Origin of the sequence: Ensifer sp. ENS06 (genome assembly GCF_014852205.1) — a bacterium.
GTDB classification, from domain to species: domain Bacteria; phylum Pseudomonadota; class Alphaproteobacteria; order Rhizobiales; family Rhizobiaceae; genus Ensifer; species Ensifer adhaerens.
Genome location: NZ_JACVBC010000014.1, coordinates 1 through 14,935, shown reverse-complemented (window position 1 = coordinate 14,935; position 14,935 = coordinate 1). Strand labels below are relative to the sequence as shown.

Annotated in this window: 15 protein-coding genes; 5 read left to right on the top strand and 10 right to left on the bottom strand. The window is 63.0% G+C overall.

Translation table 11 applies throughout. The features are described 5' to 3' along the window. Positions 1-169 precede the first annotated feature (169 nt). Complete coding sequence (locus IB279_RS30375; RefSeq protein WP_060518502.1) at positions 170-721, top strand: gamma-glutamylcyclotransferase; 552 nt, start codon at positions 170-172, stop codon at positions 719-721. Positions 722-725: 4 nt separating this feature from the next. Here IB279_RS30375 and IB279_RS30370 read toward each other — a convergent pair whose 3' ends face one another. From IB279_RS30370 to ftsE, 4 genes are all read right to left on the bottom strand, one after another. Next, positions 726-1,517 (bottom strand): 1-acyl-sn-glycerol-3-phosphate acyltransferase, encoded by a 792-nt coding sequence (locus IB279_RS30370; protein ID WP_112771831.1) that lies wholly within the window; start codon positions 1,515-1,517, stop codon positions 726-728. Positions 1,518-1,652: 135 nt separating this feature from the next. After that, positions 1,653-2,351 (bottom strand): YdcF family protein, encoded by a 699-nt coding sequence (locus tag IB279_RS30365; RefSeq protein WP_060581207.1) that lies wholly within the window; start codon positions 2,349-2,351, stop codon positions 1,653-1,655. 97 nt (positions 2,352-2,448) lie between these two features. After that, on the bottom strand, positions 2,449-3,471 hold the full coding sequence (locus IB279_RS30360; RefSeq protein ID WP_034806606.1) for an ABC transporter permease: 1,023 nt from the start codon (positions 3,469-3,471) through the stop codon (positions 2,449-2,451). Next, a complete protein-coding gene (gene ftsE, locus IB279_RS30355) occupies positions 3,464-4,123 on the bottom strand; it encodes a cell division ATP-binding protein FtsE (RefSeq protein ID WP_034806610.1) in 660 nt (219 codons plus the stop codon). The genes IB279_RS30360 and ftsE overlap by 8 nt, the downstream gene beginning before the upstream one ends. Positions 4,124-4,430: 307 nt before the next feature. Between ftsE and IB279_RS30350 the strand changes: the two genes are divergently transcribed. The 3 genes from IB279_RS30350 (at position 4,431) to IB279_RS30340 (ending at position 6,291) form a co-directional block, all read left to right on the top strand. After that, entirely contained in the window at positions 4,431-5,099 is a 669-nt protein-coding gene (locus IB279_RS30350; RefSeq protein ID WP_112771861.1) for a hypothetical protein, read from the top strand. Positions 5,100-5,163: 64 nt separating this feature from the next. Further along, on the top strand, positions 5,164-5,709 hold the full coding sequence (gene hpt / locus IB279_RS30345) for a hypoxanthine phosphoribosyltransferase (protein WP_034806612.1): 546 nt from the start codon (positions 5,164-5,166) through the stop codon (positions 5,707-5,709). 222 nt (positions 5,710-5,931) lie between these two features. Continuing rightward, the gene (locus IB279_RS30340) at positions 5,932-6,291 is read left to right on the top strand and encodes a response regulator (RefSeq protein ID WP_034806737.1); all 360 of its coding nucleotides are present in this window, start codon (positions 5,932-5,934) and stop codon (positions 6,289-6,291) included. A gap of 118 nt (positions 6,292-6,409) precedes the next feature. Here the strand turns inward: IB279_RS30340 and IB279_RS30335 are convergent, their stop codons facing one another. From IB279_RS30335 to argH, 4 genes are all read right to left on the bottom strand, one after another. Beyond that, on the bottom strand, positions 6,410-9,070 hold the full coding sequence (locus tag IB279_RS30335) for a TIGR02302 family protein (RefSeq protein ID WP_060518499.1): 2,661 nt from the start codon (positions 9,068-9,070) through the stop codon (positions 6,410-6,412). Positions 9,071-9,276: 206 nt separating this feature from the next. Beyond that, positions 9,277-10,545 (bottom strand): diaminopimelate decarboxylase, encoded by a 1,269-nt coding sequence (gene lysA / locus IB279_RS30330; protein ID WP_034806740.1) that lies wholly within the window; start codon positions 10,543-10,545, stop codon positions 9,277-9,279. A 72-nt stretch (positions 10,546-10,617) separates the two neighbouring features. Continuing rightward, entirely contained in the window at positions 10,618-10,812 is a 195-nt protein-coding gene (locus IB279_RS30325) for a lipoprotein (RefSeq protein WP_034806616.1), read from the bottom strand. A 118-nt stretch (positions 10,813-10,930) separates the two neighbouring features. Further along, positions 10,931-12,334, bottom strand: a complete 1,404-nt coding sequence (gene argH / locus IB279_RS30320; RefSeq protein WP_192340465.1) for an argininosuccinate lyase — start codon at positions 12,332-12,334, stop codon at positions 10,931-10,933. A gap of 26 nt (positions 12,335-12,360) precedes the next feature. Between argH and IB279_RS30315 the strand changes: the two genes are divergently transcribed. Next, positions 12,361-13,032, top strand: a complete 672-nt coding sequence (locus IB279_RS30315; RefSeq protein ID WP_192340463.1) for a TlpA disulfide reductase family protein — start codon at positions 12,361-12,363, stop codon at positions 13,030-13,032. A gap of 69 nt (positions 13,033-13,101) precedes the next feature. Here the strand turns inward: IB279_RS30315 and IB279_RS30310 are convergent, their stop codons facing one another. Both IB279_RS30310 and IB279_RS30305 read right to left on the bottom strand, forming a co-directional pair. Further along, positions 13,102-13,974 (bottom strand): 3-hydroxybutyryl-CoA dehydrogenase, encoded by an 873-nt coding sequence (locus IB279_RS30310; RefSeq protein WP_034806743.1) that lies wholly within the window; start codon positions 13,972-13,974, stop codon positions 13,102-13,104. Between the two features lie 151 nt (positions 13,975-14,125). Further along, positions 14,126-14,935, bottom strand: an 810-nt coding sequence (locus IB279_RS30305; RefSeq protein WP_192340461.1) for an electron transfer flavoprotein subunit alpha/FixB family protein, incomplete at its 5' end; no start/stop codon positions are given.

Here is a 14,935-nt window from a genome sequence, read left to right as displayed (position 1 = left end):
GCTGCCTTTCGGGTGGCGCCATCGATCCGCAAAACTATTCTTTCCTTCGGCCGCAGGAGGACGACCTTGTCTCTTTCGTGCCGGGATGCTGTGCCGTAGAAACCGAAAATGGCTCACCGTCCCACGCGACCGATCGTGATTCGGCAGTGAGAACAGCAGTGCGGGTTGAATGACAGTGGATATGGACGAATTTTGGGTGTTTGGCTACGGCTCGCTGATGTGGAACCCGGGCTTTGCCTTCGAGGAGAAGCTCACGGCACGCGCCTTCGGTTTTCGCCGCTCACTCTGCGTGCATTCCTGGGTTCACCGTGGCACCGAACAGCGGCCGGGGCTGGTGCTTGGGCTCGACCGCGGCGGCTCCTGCATCGGGACGGCGTTTCGCGTCCAGCGCGGGCAGCAGGCGGATGTCGTCGATTATCTGCGCGAGCGTGAACTGGTGACCCACGTCTACAAGGAACGCACCATGCCGGTGCTGCTTGCCGACGGCCGCCGCGTTCCGGCGCTCGCCTACGTCATCGACCGCGCCCACGTGCAGTATGCGGGCTCGCTGACCACCACGGAGGCGGCCGGAATCGTCGCGGTTTCGACGGGAAAATCCGGGCCGAACAGCGAATACGTGTTCAACACGCTCGCCCATCTCAAGGAAATGGGCATCCGCGATCACTGGCTGGAAGAGGTGGTCGGATTGCTGCGGCAGGCGCCGCGTTCAGCCCGGGCCTGAAGGCTCAGGCCCGGCCTTCTGCCTTCAGTTCCTTCAGCCGCTGCTCGGCGGTCGGCGGCAGCGGCAGGTGCGGATTGGCCTTCACGGTTTCGACGAGCAACTCGTCGCTCGCCCTCTCGGTTACCTCGACGAGCTTCGCCAGGAAAGCGTCCGGGTCCATGCCGGCCTCGATGGGCGGCAGGATGCGAACCTTGAAGTGGCCGGGGAAGCGCAGGAACTTGCGGCGCGGCCAGAAGAGGCCGGGATGCATGGCGACCGGCACCACCGGCACGCTGAGGTCGCGGTAGAGGCGGGCGATGCCGTATTTGTATTCCGGCGGAGCGCCCGGCGGGCGACGCGTGCCTTCCGGGTAGATGATGAGCTCGCGGCCGGTTGCCATTTCCTGCTTGGTGCGGTCCATCACGCCGGTCATCGCCTTGCCGCGGGCCGCGCGATTTACCGGAACCATGCGTTGCTTGAGCACATACCAGCCGAAGAGCGGGATCCAGGTGAGCTCGCGCTTCAGGATATAAAAGGGATCGGTGAGCCAGGGGAGCAGCGCATAGGCATCCCAGAAGGACTGGTGCTTGGGAGCGAAGATATAGGGAACCTCGGGGATATTCTCCAAGCCTTCGATCTCGAAGGTCGTGCCGACCATCTTTTCCATGAGCCAGTGGTTGCTGCGCACCCAGTTCTTCGGCACGAACCACGCCTTCTTGCGCGGCAGCAGGAAGTAGATCGGGGTCAGCACGATCATCTGGACGATCAGATTGGCGTAGAACACCATGTTGAAAAGGATCGAACGCAAGACGATCATCAGGCACGCTCTCGTAGGCGAGGTCTCAAGGGGACCGGCGTCTTTGAGCCGGTTGATCGCTGCCTACACGATTAAGTGCTGAAGGAAAACTGCTCTGTTTCACTTTGCAGCGGCGAAGACTGTTCCTGCTGGCCCTTATTCTTCGGCGGGCGTCGCTCGCGATGCGTCGGTGCGCAGGCCGCTGGTCGGGCGGGCGCCGGCGAAGTCGCGTATCGAAGCCACCGTATACTTGCCGAATTCCAGAAGGATCGACTTCAGCACCATCGGATTGCGCAGCCAGTTTGTGGTCTTCAGATCGGAGTTGACGACCGGGTAGGGGATGAACTCCGTTTCCGGCCGGGCGCGGCGCAGTTCCAGGAGGCTGCGCGGCATGTGATAGTTGTTGGTGACGACGAGCACGCTCGCATAGCCGCGATCATGGATCCATTGTGCCGCTTCCGTGGCATTTCCGATGGTATCGATCGCCTCATGGCCGATGTCGACGCAGCACTTGAAAAGGTCGGCCGAGCTCTGGGTGTTGCGGCGGATCTGGCTGCCTGTGGTCGTCGGGTGAACCCCGGAGATCAGCAGGCGCTTGCCGGCGCCACCCTTCAGAAGATCGACCGCCTGGTCGATGCGCTGGAAACCGCCGGTCAGGACCACGATCGCGTCGGCCTTCGGATGACCCGGCGGCTGCAGGGAGGCGACCGTGTCCGCAAAGTTCAGGAAGGCGGCGATCAGGATTGCCAGCGGCAGGAGCAGGACGAAGAAGGTTCGGCGGAGGATTTTGCGCAGGAGACTGCGGGACCGCCGGCGATCGTCGGCTTGCCCGTGCCATTTATCTCCTCCGGCCATTCCGTTCCCGCGTAGCTCTCGCGCCATCATGATTCTCTTCACATAGCCGCAGATTGCGGCAAGGAATAGATCGAGTGGCGGCGAAACATCAGGCGGCTCAGCTTTGGTAGAGGTCGGTACGGCCGGGGTCCGAACGGATGAGGTCGATTTCGTAGATCGTGCGGGTAACCGTCAGCCGCGCCGTAACGGTCGTCAGGATGGCGATGACGACGATGATCGCGGCAATGCCGAGATAGCCACCATAACCGATGGTGAAGGTACCGAAGAGGGCCGTGGCCTGATCTGTCTCGGGGGTCGCCAAGGTCCGTGACTGCCAGAAACCCGCGAGCGCAAAGAAAAGTGCTGCGAGCAGACCGCCGGCGCCGGCGCCCTTGAGGCTGATCCTGAGGAAGTGCTTCTGGAATTCCGACGCGACGAAGCCGGCTTCGGCACCGACGAAATGCAGCACCTCGACGATATGGCGATTGCCCGACAGCGCGCCGCGCGTTGCGAAGACCACTGTCAGCACCATGGCGGAAAAGACCAGGGTCAGCACGCCGGTGCCGATCATGGCCGTGGTGTTGGCCATGGCGACCAGCCGGTCGACCCAGGTGCGGTGGTCGTCGAGGAAAGCCTGCGGGATTATTTCTGTCAGCGCCTTGCGCATGGCCGCAAAGTCCGGCGGATTGCTTTCGTCGATGGTGATGATGACGAGGCGCGGCACGGGCAATTCGTCAAGATCGAGGCCTTCGCCGAGCCAGGGTTCGAGCAGGCGGGCGGTGGCGGCCCGGTCGACGATCTTGCCGTCCGTCGTGCCACTGAAGGTCAGCGCCAGGTCGCGGGCATCCGCCAGCGCCTTTTCCATGTCGAGATTGTCGTCGGGCTTGATCTGGATGGTGATCTCGCGGGAGATCTGCGACTGCCAGCTCTGGGCCGTGGCTCGCACCATGCTGACGCCGCCGAGCGTCAGGCAGGCGAGGAACGACATGATGGCGATGACGCACATCAGCGCATGGCCCGACACATTGCTCGACGGCACGATCGGGCCGGTCGGGCGCACGCGCATTTCCGTCCGGCGCTGTTGTGCCTCCGGTGCCTGTTCGGGCACATCCTTTTGGTGTTTCGTGCGGCTGTCACTCATAGATGTCGAGCCGCCCTTGCGAAAGGATCATGCGCCGCGCCTCCACCTGGTCCATCAGCGACAGATCGTGGGTGGCGATCACGACCGCCGTGCCGAGCCGGTTGAGCTCGAGGAAAAGATTGAGCAGGCGCCTTGCCATCGGCGGATCGACGTTGCCGGTCGGCTCGTCGGCAAGCAGGATCTCCGGCCGGTCGATCAGCGCCCGAGCGATGGCGGCGCGCTGTTTTTCACCGCCGGAAAGGACCGGTGGCAGCACGTTGATGCGCTCGCCGAGACCCACCCATTTCAAAAGCTCCAGCACGTCTGCACGGTAGCTCGTCTCCTCCTTGCCGCGCACGCGCAACGGCAGCGCGACGTTCTCGTAGGTGGTGAGATGATCGAGCAGGCGAAAGTCCTGGAAGACGATGCCGACGCGCCGGCGCAGCATCGGGAATTCTTCGCGCGGGATCGACGAAATGTTGCGGTCGAACATCCGGATCAGGCCGCGTGTCGGCTGCAGCGAGAGGAAAAGAAGCCGCAGCAACGTGGTCTTGCCGGCGCCCGACGGACCCGTCAGGAACTGGAATGAACGGCGTGGAATGTCGAAGGTCAGGTCCCGGAGGATTTCCGGTCCCATGCCATAGCGCAGTCCGACGTTCTCAAAGTGAATCAAGCGGCAGCCCAGTCTCTCTCACGGCCCTGCAACCGACGGCCGGTTCCGGTCCTCCGCGCATAGGACGACCAGCCAAGAAAGGCAAAACCGCCAGCGGAATCATGGTTAAGTGACGGTTAATTTTTCATGAAAAGGCGCCGCTTTCGCGACGTCTTTCCGAAACATTAACCATTCCGGTTTACGTGTCGGAAAGATTTGATGCAATGCCTAGTTCTTGCACCGCATGAGGCTTGGCATTGCCCGAGGGTTGCGCAGACAAACTGGCCGCCTGCGGCCGTGTTCTCTTGCGGGACAGGAGGAAATGATCATGCAGGCATTCCGGACCAAATCCGCCAGCAACAACGCCGATACAGATTTCCTGCCGCCCGAGCGCGGCGGACGCGACGGGGCTTCAGCGCCGAGGCGCGCCGACTATGTGGATGCGGAATTCGAGGTGATATCCGCTTCGTCGCGCCGCACGCCCTATCCTGTTTTCAACGACAATGCACAAACGGGCAGCCGCAGGCGGCCGACGCTGACGGTCGTGGAGCAGGAGCCGTCGCTCGGCGCTCGATTGTTGCGTCTTGCCGAAATGCGGCTGCGCGACATGCCGGCACGCCGCTTTGCCGGGATGGTCGCGGGCGTTGCGCTTGCTTCCTTCCTGGCGATCGTCGGCTTTGCCGGCGATGGACAGGCCGACGTCCAGCCGCTGACGATATCGGGGATCAAGAGTGGGCTCGACTACTCCGGCGGCATGCGTGTGCTGTCCGTCTATGGTTCGATCGACAATCGCTCCGATATCGAGCAGCGATTGCCGCTCGTCGTGGTGGAGATTGCCGCCAACGGGCGCAAGGTCACGACGACACGGGTGATGCCCGAGGGTGCTGCCGTCGCGCCCGGTGAGAGCCGTCATTTCATGACGAGACTGCCCTATGCGGGTGGAAAAATGCCGGATGTGACGGTTTCCTTCGCCGAAAACGGTGTTTCGGCCCGCTGATTGTGCTAAGCGGCGCCAAAGGGAAGGCTTAAGGTCTTCCGGATGAAACGCTGGAGAAGCCTTGATGCCCGTTGTTCGCGGTAAGAATATCGAACCTCTCTATACGGCCGAAACCATCGCTGCCCGCAACAGCGAGCTCGCCGGAATGATCGTCAACGGCCCGCACAAGGATCTACTGGTGATCGCGGTGCTCAAGGGATCGTTCATCTTCGCGGCCGATCTGATCCGCTCGATGCATACGGCCGGTCTGGCACCGGAAGTCGAGTTCATCACGCTGTCGAGCTACGGCACCGGCACCGTTTCGCAGGGCGTCAAGATCACCAAGGATATCGACAGCGACGTGCATGGGCGCGACGTTCTGCTGATCGACGACATTCTCGAATCCGGCCGCACGCTGCGTTTCGCCAAGGAACTGATGTACGAGCGCGGCGCCCGCAACGTCACGATCGCCGTGCTGCTCGACAAGCGGGTCAAGCGCAAGGTCGAGCTCGAGGCGGATTATGTCGGCTTCGAATGCCCCGATCACTTCGTCGTCGGCTACGGCATGGACGTCGCCTATGCCTTCCGCGAGCTGCCTTTTGTCGGTGTTGTCACCGGCGACGCCGAGTAAACGTCTCGATTTGGGGCATGCGCCCTGAAATCCAGTCGTTCGGCGTTTACCGAACACAAACGAAAAACTGGTTGTTTTGGTGCGTGCCGCAGTGATTCTCGACGGGGATCGGCGGCGCTGCAGCGCCAGTGTGTCTCCCGATGATCCACGCCCGCTGTACTTTTGGATCAGGTGCGGGTGCCGGCGTGAACGCCGGACTCGGAAGCGAACGCGGAGGCCATGATGGCGAAGATCCTGATTACCGAGGACGAGGATGCATTGCGTTCCTTCGTTGCGCGGGCCCTGAGGCTCGACGGCCACGAGACGGTCGAAGCGGGCGATGGGGCCGATGGCCTTGCCTGCCTGGAGGCCGAGGCGTTCGACCTTCTGCTCTCCGATATCCGTATGCCCGTGATGGACGGCATCGAGCTGACGCACCAGGCGTCGGCGGCCTTTCCGGCCATGAAGATCCTGCTGATGACCGGCTATGCCGAGCAGCGCGAGCGGGCTGACGATCTCACCGACAAAATCGTCGACGTCATCTCCAAGCCCTTCTCCCTTCCCGATATCCGCAAGGCAGTCGCGCTGGCGTTGGCCGCCTGACGGCCAGACCTGCCGGCCCACAGCAACAGGACTGCGACCCGGCGCATCGATTGGATGCGACGGGAGCCGTTGTCATGTTCTGCCGTGATGAGGCAAAGGGCTGAGCCGGGCGCTCGGCTCAGCGCATGTCGAGCAGGCGTTCGAGGTACTGGCGCTCCTGCTCCGGCGACAGGCTGTCGCCCAGCCTGCGGCGAATCTCGTCAAGGATTTGTCGGGCGCGCTGAGAATCGATCTCGTCTGGAACCTTGACCTGGTCACCGAAATTCGGGCCGAGATTCTGTTGCCGTCGTCCCAAAGGATCGCGGCCGTTTTGACCGTATTGCGGAACACCCATGCCAGGGCCGCCCTGACCTTGGCCCTGCATCTGGTTCATCATATCCTGGGCGCCTTGGCGCAGGGCCTGTAGCGCGCGGCCCTGATTGCCGACGGCTTGTTCGCCCTGGCCCTTGCCGAGCGCGCCGGAAGCGCCGTCCATTTCGCGCTTGGCTTCGCCGAAGCCCTTGCCGGGCTTGATGCCCATGCTTTCCAGGCCCTTGTTCAGCTCACCGAGCTGTTTTCCGAGTGCGTCCTGCTGCTCTTTCAGCTGTTTCAGTGCATCCTTGAGCTGTTCGGCGGTCATGTTGTCAAGCGGGCTGGGCTGACCATTCGGATCGCCCTGCTGACCTGGGTCCTGCGGCATTTCCTGACCGAAGAGCTCGTTGTCTTCGCCCTGCAGCGGGTCGCCCCGCTGCATCCGGTCACGCAGGGCCTGATCGAACTTGAAGGTCTCGTCCATCAACTGCTGCTGTTGCTGCATCAGCTTGCCGAGCTTGTCCATCTGCTGGCGCATGGCGTCGTTCTGCTCGCCCATCTGCTGCTGGCTGCGGCCAGCCTGGAGGTTGTTCATCATGCGCTGCAGTTCCGAGAGCATCTGCTGTGCCTGATCGCGCGCGCCCGAGCGCGCCAGATTCTCGATCTGGTTCATCATCTTCTCGAGGTCCTGCTGGCGCAGGATGTTGTTCGGGTCGAGCTTGCCGGTCATGCGTGGATTTTTCATCGCCTGCTCGGCGAGCGCCTGCATGTATTCCTGCATCGCCTGGCGCAGTTCCTGCATCAGCTTGGCGATTTCCTGGTCCGAAGCGTTGCGCTCCAAGGCGTCCGACAGCGCCTGCTGGGCTTCGCGCAGGCGGCGCTCGGCAAGCGACAGGTCGCCGTCCTCGATGCCGAGCGCGATCTCCCAGAGGTATCCGGCAGCATCGCGCAACATGTCGTCGTTATAGGCGAGCGCCATACGGGTGCGCGCCGATTTCAACAGCAGGAAATGAGTGAGGTTCGGGATCCAGTCCTCGGCAAGCGAGGTGACGGCGTCGTTGAGGTCGATGGCGCGCGGCAGGTCGTTGGCATTGAGCGCGAAAACCTGACGCTGTTCGGCGACGGCGCCGGCGAGCGGCTGCGAGAACTGGCGGGCAGGCAGGATCATGTCGTGCGGCGGGCTGCGGCCTTCCTGTCCGGCAGCATCCCGGGCGACGAGCGTCACCGCTACCCGCTTGCCGGCGAGCGGATGCTCGCTGAGGTTTCGGCTGGTCGTGCCCTTTGCCTCGCGCGCGTTACGGCGCGGCAGATCGAGCCGGTATTCCGGTAGCGGATAGAGCGCGCGGGCGCCTTCCGCCGGTTCGTCGAGCGGCTTGAGCTCCGCCCAGGCCTGGGCGATGCCGTAATCGTCGTTGGCCGTAAACGTGATTTCGAGCGCCGCGTTGATGGTCGGATGGGGGATTCCGTCAAAGGCGATCTGAGGCACGCCGTCCGGGGTGATCTTGAACGCCCAGCGCTGGCTGCCGACGATAAGTTCGCCATCCTTGACGACCTTGTAGACGTGGTTGCGCACGGCATTCGGATTGCGCGCCGGCTCCGTTGCAACCATTTCGGCGACCTTCGGGCCGGTATCGTCCACTTTCGGCTTGCTCTGTTTCTCCTCGGCCTTTTCGCCGGCCACCGGAATGGCGATCGGTTTGCTCCCGCCGGTTTCCGCGTAGCGCACTGGCGCGTCCGCACCGGCGCCGGTGATCCGGACGGTGATGTCGCTGAACTGCGGGATGGTGATCGCCGCGGCGTCTTCATTCACGGCAGCGGCGGCTTCCGGCTTGCCCGTCAGGAAGATTGGCGCCCGCCCGGTATAGGGCGGCGGCGTCACCCAGGCATCGACGCGGATGTTGGCAGCCTCGATCGACGTCTGCGGCAGCCGGAACGCATCGCTCAGCAATCCGGCGCGGTTGGAATAGGAATAGGCAAAGGCGACGCAAGCGAGCAGCACAGGCACGGCCCTGAGCGCGAAGGGATCGTGCCTGGCGATATCGGGCCGCGGCAGGCCAGTCTCGAGGGTGCCGATCATGCGTGCCATGCGCGCCTGGTGTTCGCGCCAGAGCGCCTCGCCCAGAGGGGTGTCGGTCGCGGGGCGATCGTCCTGGACGCGGATGGCCTGATGCGGCAGCGCATTGCGCTCTTCGAGCATGCGATCGGCATCGGCATTACCGGGAAGCCGCAACCGGCTGAGCGGTACGAGAGAGGCGAGGAAGGTTAGCGCAAAGGCAAAGAGCGCCACCGCATGCAGCCAGAAAGGTGCAGCGCGAAAGAAGCCGAGCCAGGCGAAGGCAAGAAACAGAAGGGCGATCGCGCCGGGCAGAAGGATACGCGGCAGGACCTGCTCGGCGACCAGCACCGCGCGCGCCAGCCATCTCTTCAGCGCCAGAGTTCTCGAAAACGGCTTCGGTTGTGGCGTTTCATCCTGCCGGAATTGCGTCATCCGCCCAAGTTTCCTTTCGGTCGCCCATCAACGCTTGTGGCTGACCCAATATAGTGAGGCGACGGCCGAGCTCAAAAATGCACGCAACTTCGCCTATCCCGCTTGCGTTCAGGATACCATCGTTTGTGGCGAAGACGAGGGCGCAAACACAATCGTGATCGGCCGGGCGGCCGATCCACAGATTGTCGTTGTCGCGCCCGGACGGGTCAGTCGAGCCAGTCCGGCACCGAATCGAGACCGATCAACGCGTCATAGTCCTGACGCGGGCGAACGACGTGGAAACGGTCGCCCTTGACCAGAACTTCCGGGATCAGGAGGCGTGAATTGTAGGTGCTGGCTTGCACGGCGCCGTAGGCGCCGGCCGAGCTGATGGCAAAGAGATCGCCAGGCTTCGGCATCGCCATCTCGCGGTCGAGCGCCAGATAGTCGCCGGTTTCGCAGACCGGGCCCACGACGTCGGCGCGGATGCGCGGCGCGTTGGCGGCGGAAATGCGGACCGGGCGGATCTCGTGATAGGCCTCATAGAGGGTCGGGCGGATGAGATCGTTCATCGCACCGTCGACGATGACGAAGGTCTTGTCGCCACCGTCCTTCACGTAGATGACTTCGGTCACAAGAATGCCGGCATTGCCGACGATCAGCCGGCCCGGTTCGGTGACGATCTTGCAGCCGAGCGACTGCAGCTGGCTCTTGACGATTTCCGCATAGGCGTCCGGCAGCGGGGGCGGATTGTTGTCGTCCTTGTAGGGAATGCCGAGGCCGCCGCCGATGTCGACGTGATCGATCGAGTGGCCGTCGGAGCGCAGGGTATCGACCAGTTCGCGCAGCAGCTTGAAGGCGTCGTCGAAGGGCTGCAGTTCGGTGATCTGGCTGCCGATATGCATGTCGATGCCGGTCACCTCAATGCCGGGCAGCGTTGCGGCATGGGCGTAGACCGCACGGGCGCGCTCCCAGGAAATGCCGAACTTGTTTTCCTTCTTGCCCGTGGAAATCTTGGAATGGGTCTTCGCGTCAACATCAGGGTTGATGCGGAAGGACACATGGGCGCGCTTGCCGGCACGAACGGCGCGCTGGTTAAGGACCTCAAGTTCCGGCTCGGACTCGACGTTGAAGCAGTAGATGCCGGCTTCCAGTGCGAGATCCATTTCCAGCGGCGTCTTGCCGACGCCGGAGAACATGATGCGGTTTGCCGGGATGCCGGCCGCCAGCGCCCGGCGCAGCTCACCGCCAGAGACCACGTCGACGCCGGCGCCGAGGCGGCCGAGCGTCTTCAGTACCGCCTGGTTCGAGTTGGCCTTCATCGCATAGCAAACCATCGCATCCACATCGGCGAAAGCCTTGGAGAACACCGTGTAGTGGCGCTCGAGCGTGGCGGTCGAGTAGCAGTAGAAGGGTGTGCCGACGGCGCGGGCGATATCGGTCACCGGCACATCTTCGGCGTAGAGAATTCCGTCGCGGTATTGAAAATGGTTCACGTCACGCAGCTCGGCTTTGAGCAATTCCAGGAAAGTGCGAAGCGGCTTCCGTTCGGAATTGCGTAATTTCTACTAGAGGAGGGGATCGAGCAGGAACGAACGCTCGTCTGCTTTTTCCTTCTGCTCGACAGTTCCTGCCGGCGCCTTGGTGTTGATCGGCGCGGTCGAGCCGGGGCGATCGAGGTCGCCCTTGCGTCCACAACCGACAAGAACCAGCCCGGGGATCGCCAGCAGAAGTGCAAGCCGGGCCGCCTTCGTGAATGTCATCGTGATTTTCCTTCGCGGGAACTGATGCAGGTGCGATGTCTTACCGATTTTTCAGGCACTTGTGCACCCTGTTTCTGCGGGCGAAGAGGCGCCCGCAGCGGGCTTGGGAGCAGATGTCTTAGTTGCGGGCGCGCCACCAGGCGATCTGCTTGCGAACCTCGTTGGGCGCCGTGCCGCCGAAGGAGGTACGGCTGGCGACGGAGGCTTCGACCGTCAGAACATCGAAGACCTTCTCGGTGATGTCGGCGTAGATCGACTGCAGGTCGGCAAGCGAAAGATCCGCGAGGTCGCAGCCCTTCTGTTCGGCAAGCGCCACGGCGCGGCCGGTCACATGGTGGGCGTCGCGGAAGGGCAGGCCCGCCTCACGCACCAGCCAGTCGGCAAGGTCGGTCGCGGTCGAATAGCCGGAGCCGGCGGCGGCCTTCATGCGATCGCTACGGATGGTCATGTCACGAACCATACCGGTCATGGCGGCGATCGCCAGCTCGAGGCTTTCGGCTGAGTCGAAGACCTGTTCCTTGTCTTCCTGCATGTCCTTGGAATAGGCGAGCGGCAGACCCTTCATGACCGTGAGCAGCGCGATCAACGAACCGTTGATGCGGCCGGTCTTGGCGCGCACCAGTTCAGCGGCGTCGGGATTCTTCTTCTGCGGCATGATCGAGGAGCCGGTCGAAAATGCATCCGACAGGCGGATGAAGCCGAACTGCGGCGTCGACCAGATGACGATCTCTTCGGCCAGCCGCGACAGGTGCGTGGCAGTGATCGAGGCCATCGACAGGAATTCGAGCGCGAAGTCGCGGTCCGATACCGTGTCGATCGAGTTGCGGGTCGGGCCGGCAAAGCCGAGCGCCTTGGCGGTCATGTGACGGTCGATCGGGAATCCGGTGCCGGCAAGGGCGGCGGCGCCGATCGGGCTCTCGTCCATGTGCTCGATGGCGTGACGCACGCGCGAGCGGTCACGGCCGAACATCTCGACATAGGCCATGCAGTGATGGCCGAAGGTGACGGGCTGCGCGGTCTGCAGATGGGTGAAGCCGGGCATGACGGTATCTGCATGTTCCTCGGCGCGGTCGAGGAAGGCGGCGATCAGCGCCGTCAGCGCTTTCTCGGTGCGCTGCAGCTCTTCCTTGACCCAGAGGCGGAAGTCGAGCGCCACCTGATCGTTGCGCGAGCGGGCGGTGTGGAGGCGGCCGGCAGCCGGACCGATCAGGGTCGCGAGCCGGGCCTCGATGTTCATGTGGATGTCTTCGAGGCGGCGCGAGAACTCGAACGAACCACTTTCGATCTCTGACAGGATCGTGTTCAGGCCGTGAACGATCTTGTCTTTGTCGTCGGCCGAAATGATGCCTTGATGCGCCAGCATCGTCGCATGCGCTATTGAGCCGCGGATGTCCTGGGCATAGAGCTTCTTGTCGAAGCCGATCGAGGCATTTATTTCCTCCATGATCGCGTCCGGACCCGAGGCAAAGCGACCGCCCCACATCTGGTTGGAGGATTTCGTCTCGGAATTGCCGTCAGCCATGAAGAATGCCCGCCTTGGAGAATGAAATGCGCGACCAGAAGAAATCCCCCCCGGCCGTGAAACTGTTCGCGCTCGCCGCCCTGTTCGGCGTGATCGTCGGTGCGGCAGCGGTATACGTGAAGGAGACCGGGTCTGGCAATGGTGAGGCAACCGAAACGGCCTCCGCCAGTTGCCCGCTGACCTCGGCCAAGGTCGCTGCGCTGACACCCTTCATGAAGGGGCAGGTCGCCGCGATGTCGCCGGCGTCGTCGCCGCGGCCGATCGCGCTCGACTTCAACGGTCCGGACGGCAAGCCGACCAATGTCTCGGCCTTTGCCGGCAAGACGCTGCTCGTCAATCTCTGGGCGACGTGGTGCGTTCCCTGCCGCGAGGAAATGCCGGCCTTGAACGCCCTGCAGAAGTCGCTCGGCAGCGACAAGTTCGAAGTGGTGGCGATCAACATCGACGTCGGCGACGACGAGAAGCCGAAGGCTTTCCTCGACGAGACGGCCGTGCACGAGCTTGGCTATTATCGCGACGCCTCGATGGGCGTGTTCAACAACATGAAGAAGGAAGGCCTGGCCTTCGGCCTGCCGGCAACCCTGCTGCTCGACGACAAGGGCTGCCTGATCGGCTCGATGAACGGGCCGGCCGCCTGGGACAGCGACGACGCCAAGGCGCTGATCAGCGCGGCGCTTGCTCCTGCTGCGGGAAGCTGAAGGAGACTAGATCTGGACAAAGAAAAACCCGGCGGATCGCCGGGTTTTTCTTGTCAAATGCTGACGGAATTAGCGGGTGGGAACCGGCACTTCGCCGCGATAGTCGTAGAAGCCGCGTCCGGACTTGCGGCCGAGCCAGCCGGCTTCGACATATTTCACCAGCAGCGGGCAGGGGCGATACTTCGAGTCCGCCAGGCCGTCATAGAGCACCTGCATGATCGACAGGCAGGTGTCGAGGCCGATGAAGTCGGCAAGCTGCAGCGGGCCCATGGGATGGTTGGCGCCGAGCTTCATGGCGGTATCGATCGCCTCGACACTGCCGACGCCTTCATAAAGCGTATAGATCGCCTCGTTGATCATCGGCAGCAGAATGCGATTGACGATGAAGGCCGGAAAATCTTCGGCGACCGTCACGGTCTTGTCGAGCGTCGCGACGAATTCCTTGGCGGTCTTGAAGGTCTGTTCGTCCGTGGCGATGCCGCGCACGAGCTCGACCAGCTTCATCACCGGAACCGGGTTCATGAAGTGGATGCCCATGAAGTGCTCGGGGCGATCGGTGGCGGAGGCCAGGCGCGTGATCGACAGGGACGAGGTATTCGTCGCGAGAATCGCTTCCGGCTTCAGGATCGGACAAACCTGGCCGTAGATCTTGCGCTTGATCGTTTCGTCTTCGGTGACGGCTTCAATTACCAGATCGGCCTGGGACAGGTCGTTGATATCGGAAGAGCCCTTGATCAGGGCGAGGGCTGCCTTGCGGGCCTCGTCGGTCATCTTGCCGGAGGAGACCTGACGGGCAAGGTTGCCGTTGACGGTTGCAAGACCCGCTTCGATCCGTTCGGCGGCCAGATCATAGATCTGCACCTTGTATCCGGCGATTGCCGAAACATGTGCGATGCCACAGCCCATTTGCCCGGCACCAATAATTCCGACCGTCTTGATCATCGCGGCGAACATCCATCTTCAAGGGTTGGCGGCAAGGCCGCCATCAGACACGCAAACCGGGCCGGTTTGGCCGGCCCGGTAGATTGTTAATGCCAAGTCCCCGCTTTTGCCAGCCCTTTTCATGGGTGCGGAGGGTGGCATCGATTTGGGCTTACAGCGCCTTCTGCAACTCCGGCAGAGCGTCGAAGAGATCGGCAACCAGGCCGTAGTCGGCGACCTGGAAGATCGGCGCCTCTTCGTCCTTGTTGATGGCGACGATGACCTTCGAGTCCTTCATGCCGGCGAGGTGCTGGATGGCACCGGAAATGCCGCAGGCGATGTAGAGATCGGGGGCAACGACCTTGCCGGTCTGGCCGACCTGCCAGTCGTTCGGCGCGTAGCCGGCATCAACCGCAGCGCGCGAAGCGCCGACGGCAGCGCCGAGCTTGTCGGCAACCGGCAGGATCACTTGCCTGAACTTCTCGGAAGAACCGAGCGCACGACCGCCCGAGATGATGATCTTGGCAGACGTCAGCTCCGGGCGGTCGGACGACGACAGCGCGTCGGCGACGAAGGAGGAAACGCCCGGGTTGGCGGCAGCCGAGACGCTCTCGATCGCGGCCGAGCCGCCTTCAGGGGCGGAAGCGAAGGAAGCGGTGCGCACGGTGATGACGCGCTTGGCTTCGGTCGTCTGCACCGTCTGGATGGCGTTACCGGCATAGATCGGACGCTTGAAGGTATCCGACGAGACAACTTCGATGATTTCGGACACCTGGGAAACGTCGAGCAGGGCTGCAACGCGCGGCATGACGTTCTTGCCGACCGAGGTCGCGGCGGCAACGATGGTGTCGTAGTTGCCAGCGAGCGAGACGATCAGGGCAGCGAGCGGCTCTGCCAGGTTGTTGGCAAGCGAGGCGTCGTCGGCGACGAGCACCTTGGCAACGCCCGCAAGCTTGGCGGCCTGTTCGGCTGCAGCCTTGGC

Excerpts from the sequence above, each read along its gene's own strand:
- argH (WP_192340465.1), bottom strand. The coding sequence starts at position 12,334 with ATGGCTGACGGCAATTCCGAGACGAAATCCTCCAACCAGATGTGGGGC.
- IB279_RS30315 (WP_192340463.1), top strand. The coding sequence starts at position 12,361 with ATGCGCGACCAGAAGAAATCCCCCCCGGCCGTGAAACTGTTCGCGCTC.
- IB279_RS30375 (WP_060518502.1), top strand. The coding sequence starts at position 170 with ATGACAGTGGATATGGACGAATTTTGGGTGTTTGGCTACGGCTCGCTG.
- IB279_RS30350 (WP_112771861.1), top strand. The coding sequence starts at position 4,431 with ATGCAGGCATTCCGGACCAAATCCGCCAGCAACAACGCCGATACAGAT.
- IB279_RS30360 (WP_034806606.1), bottom strand. The coding sequence starts at position 3,471 with ATGAGTGACAGCCGCACGAAACACCAAAAGGATGTGCCCGAACAGGCA.
- IB279_RS30335 (WP_060518499.1), bottom strand. The coding sequence starts at position 9,070 with ATGACGCAATTCCGGCAGGATGAAACGCCACAACCGAAGCCGTTTTCG.
- IB279_RS30370 (WP_112771831.1), bottom strand. The coding sequence starts at position 1,517 with ATGATCGTCTTGCGTTCGATCCTTTTCAACATGGTGTTCTACGCCAAT.
- IB279_RS30325 (WP_034806616.1), bottom strand. The coding sequence starts at position 10,812 with ATGACATTCACGAAGGCGGCCCGGCTTGCACTTCTGCTGGCGATCCCC.
- hpt (WP_034806612.1), top strand. The coding sequence starts at position 5,164 with ATGCCCGTTGTTCGCGGTAAGAATATCGAACCTCTCTATACGGCCGAA.
- IB279_RS30340 (WP_034806737.1), top strand. The coding sequence starts at position 5,932 with ATGGCGAAGATCCTGATTACCGAGGACGAGGATGCATTGCGTTCCTTC.
- IB279_RS30365 (WP_060581207.1), bottom strand. The coding sequence starts at position 2,351 with ATGGCCGGAGGAGATAAATGGCACGGGCAAGCCGACGATCGCCGGCGG.
- IB279_RS30310 (WP_034806743.1), bottom strand. The coding sequence starts at position 13,974 with ATGATCAAGACGGTCGGAATTATTGGTGCCGGGCAAATGGGCTGTGGC.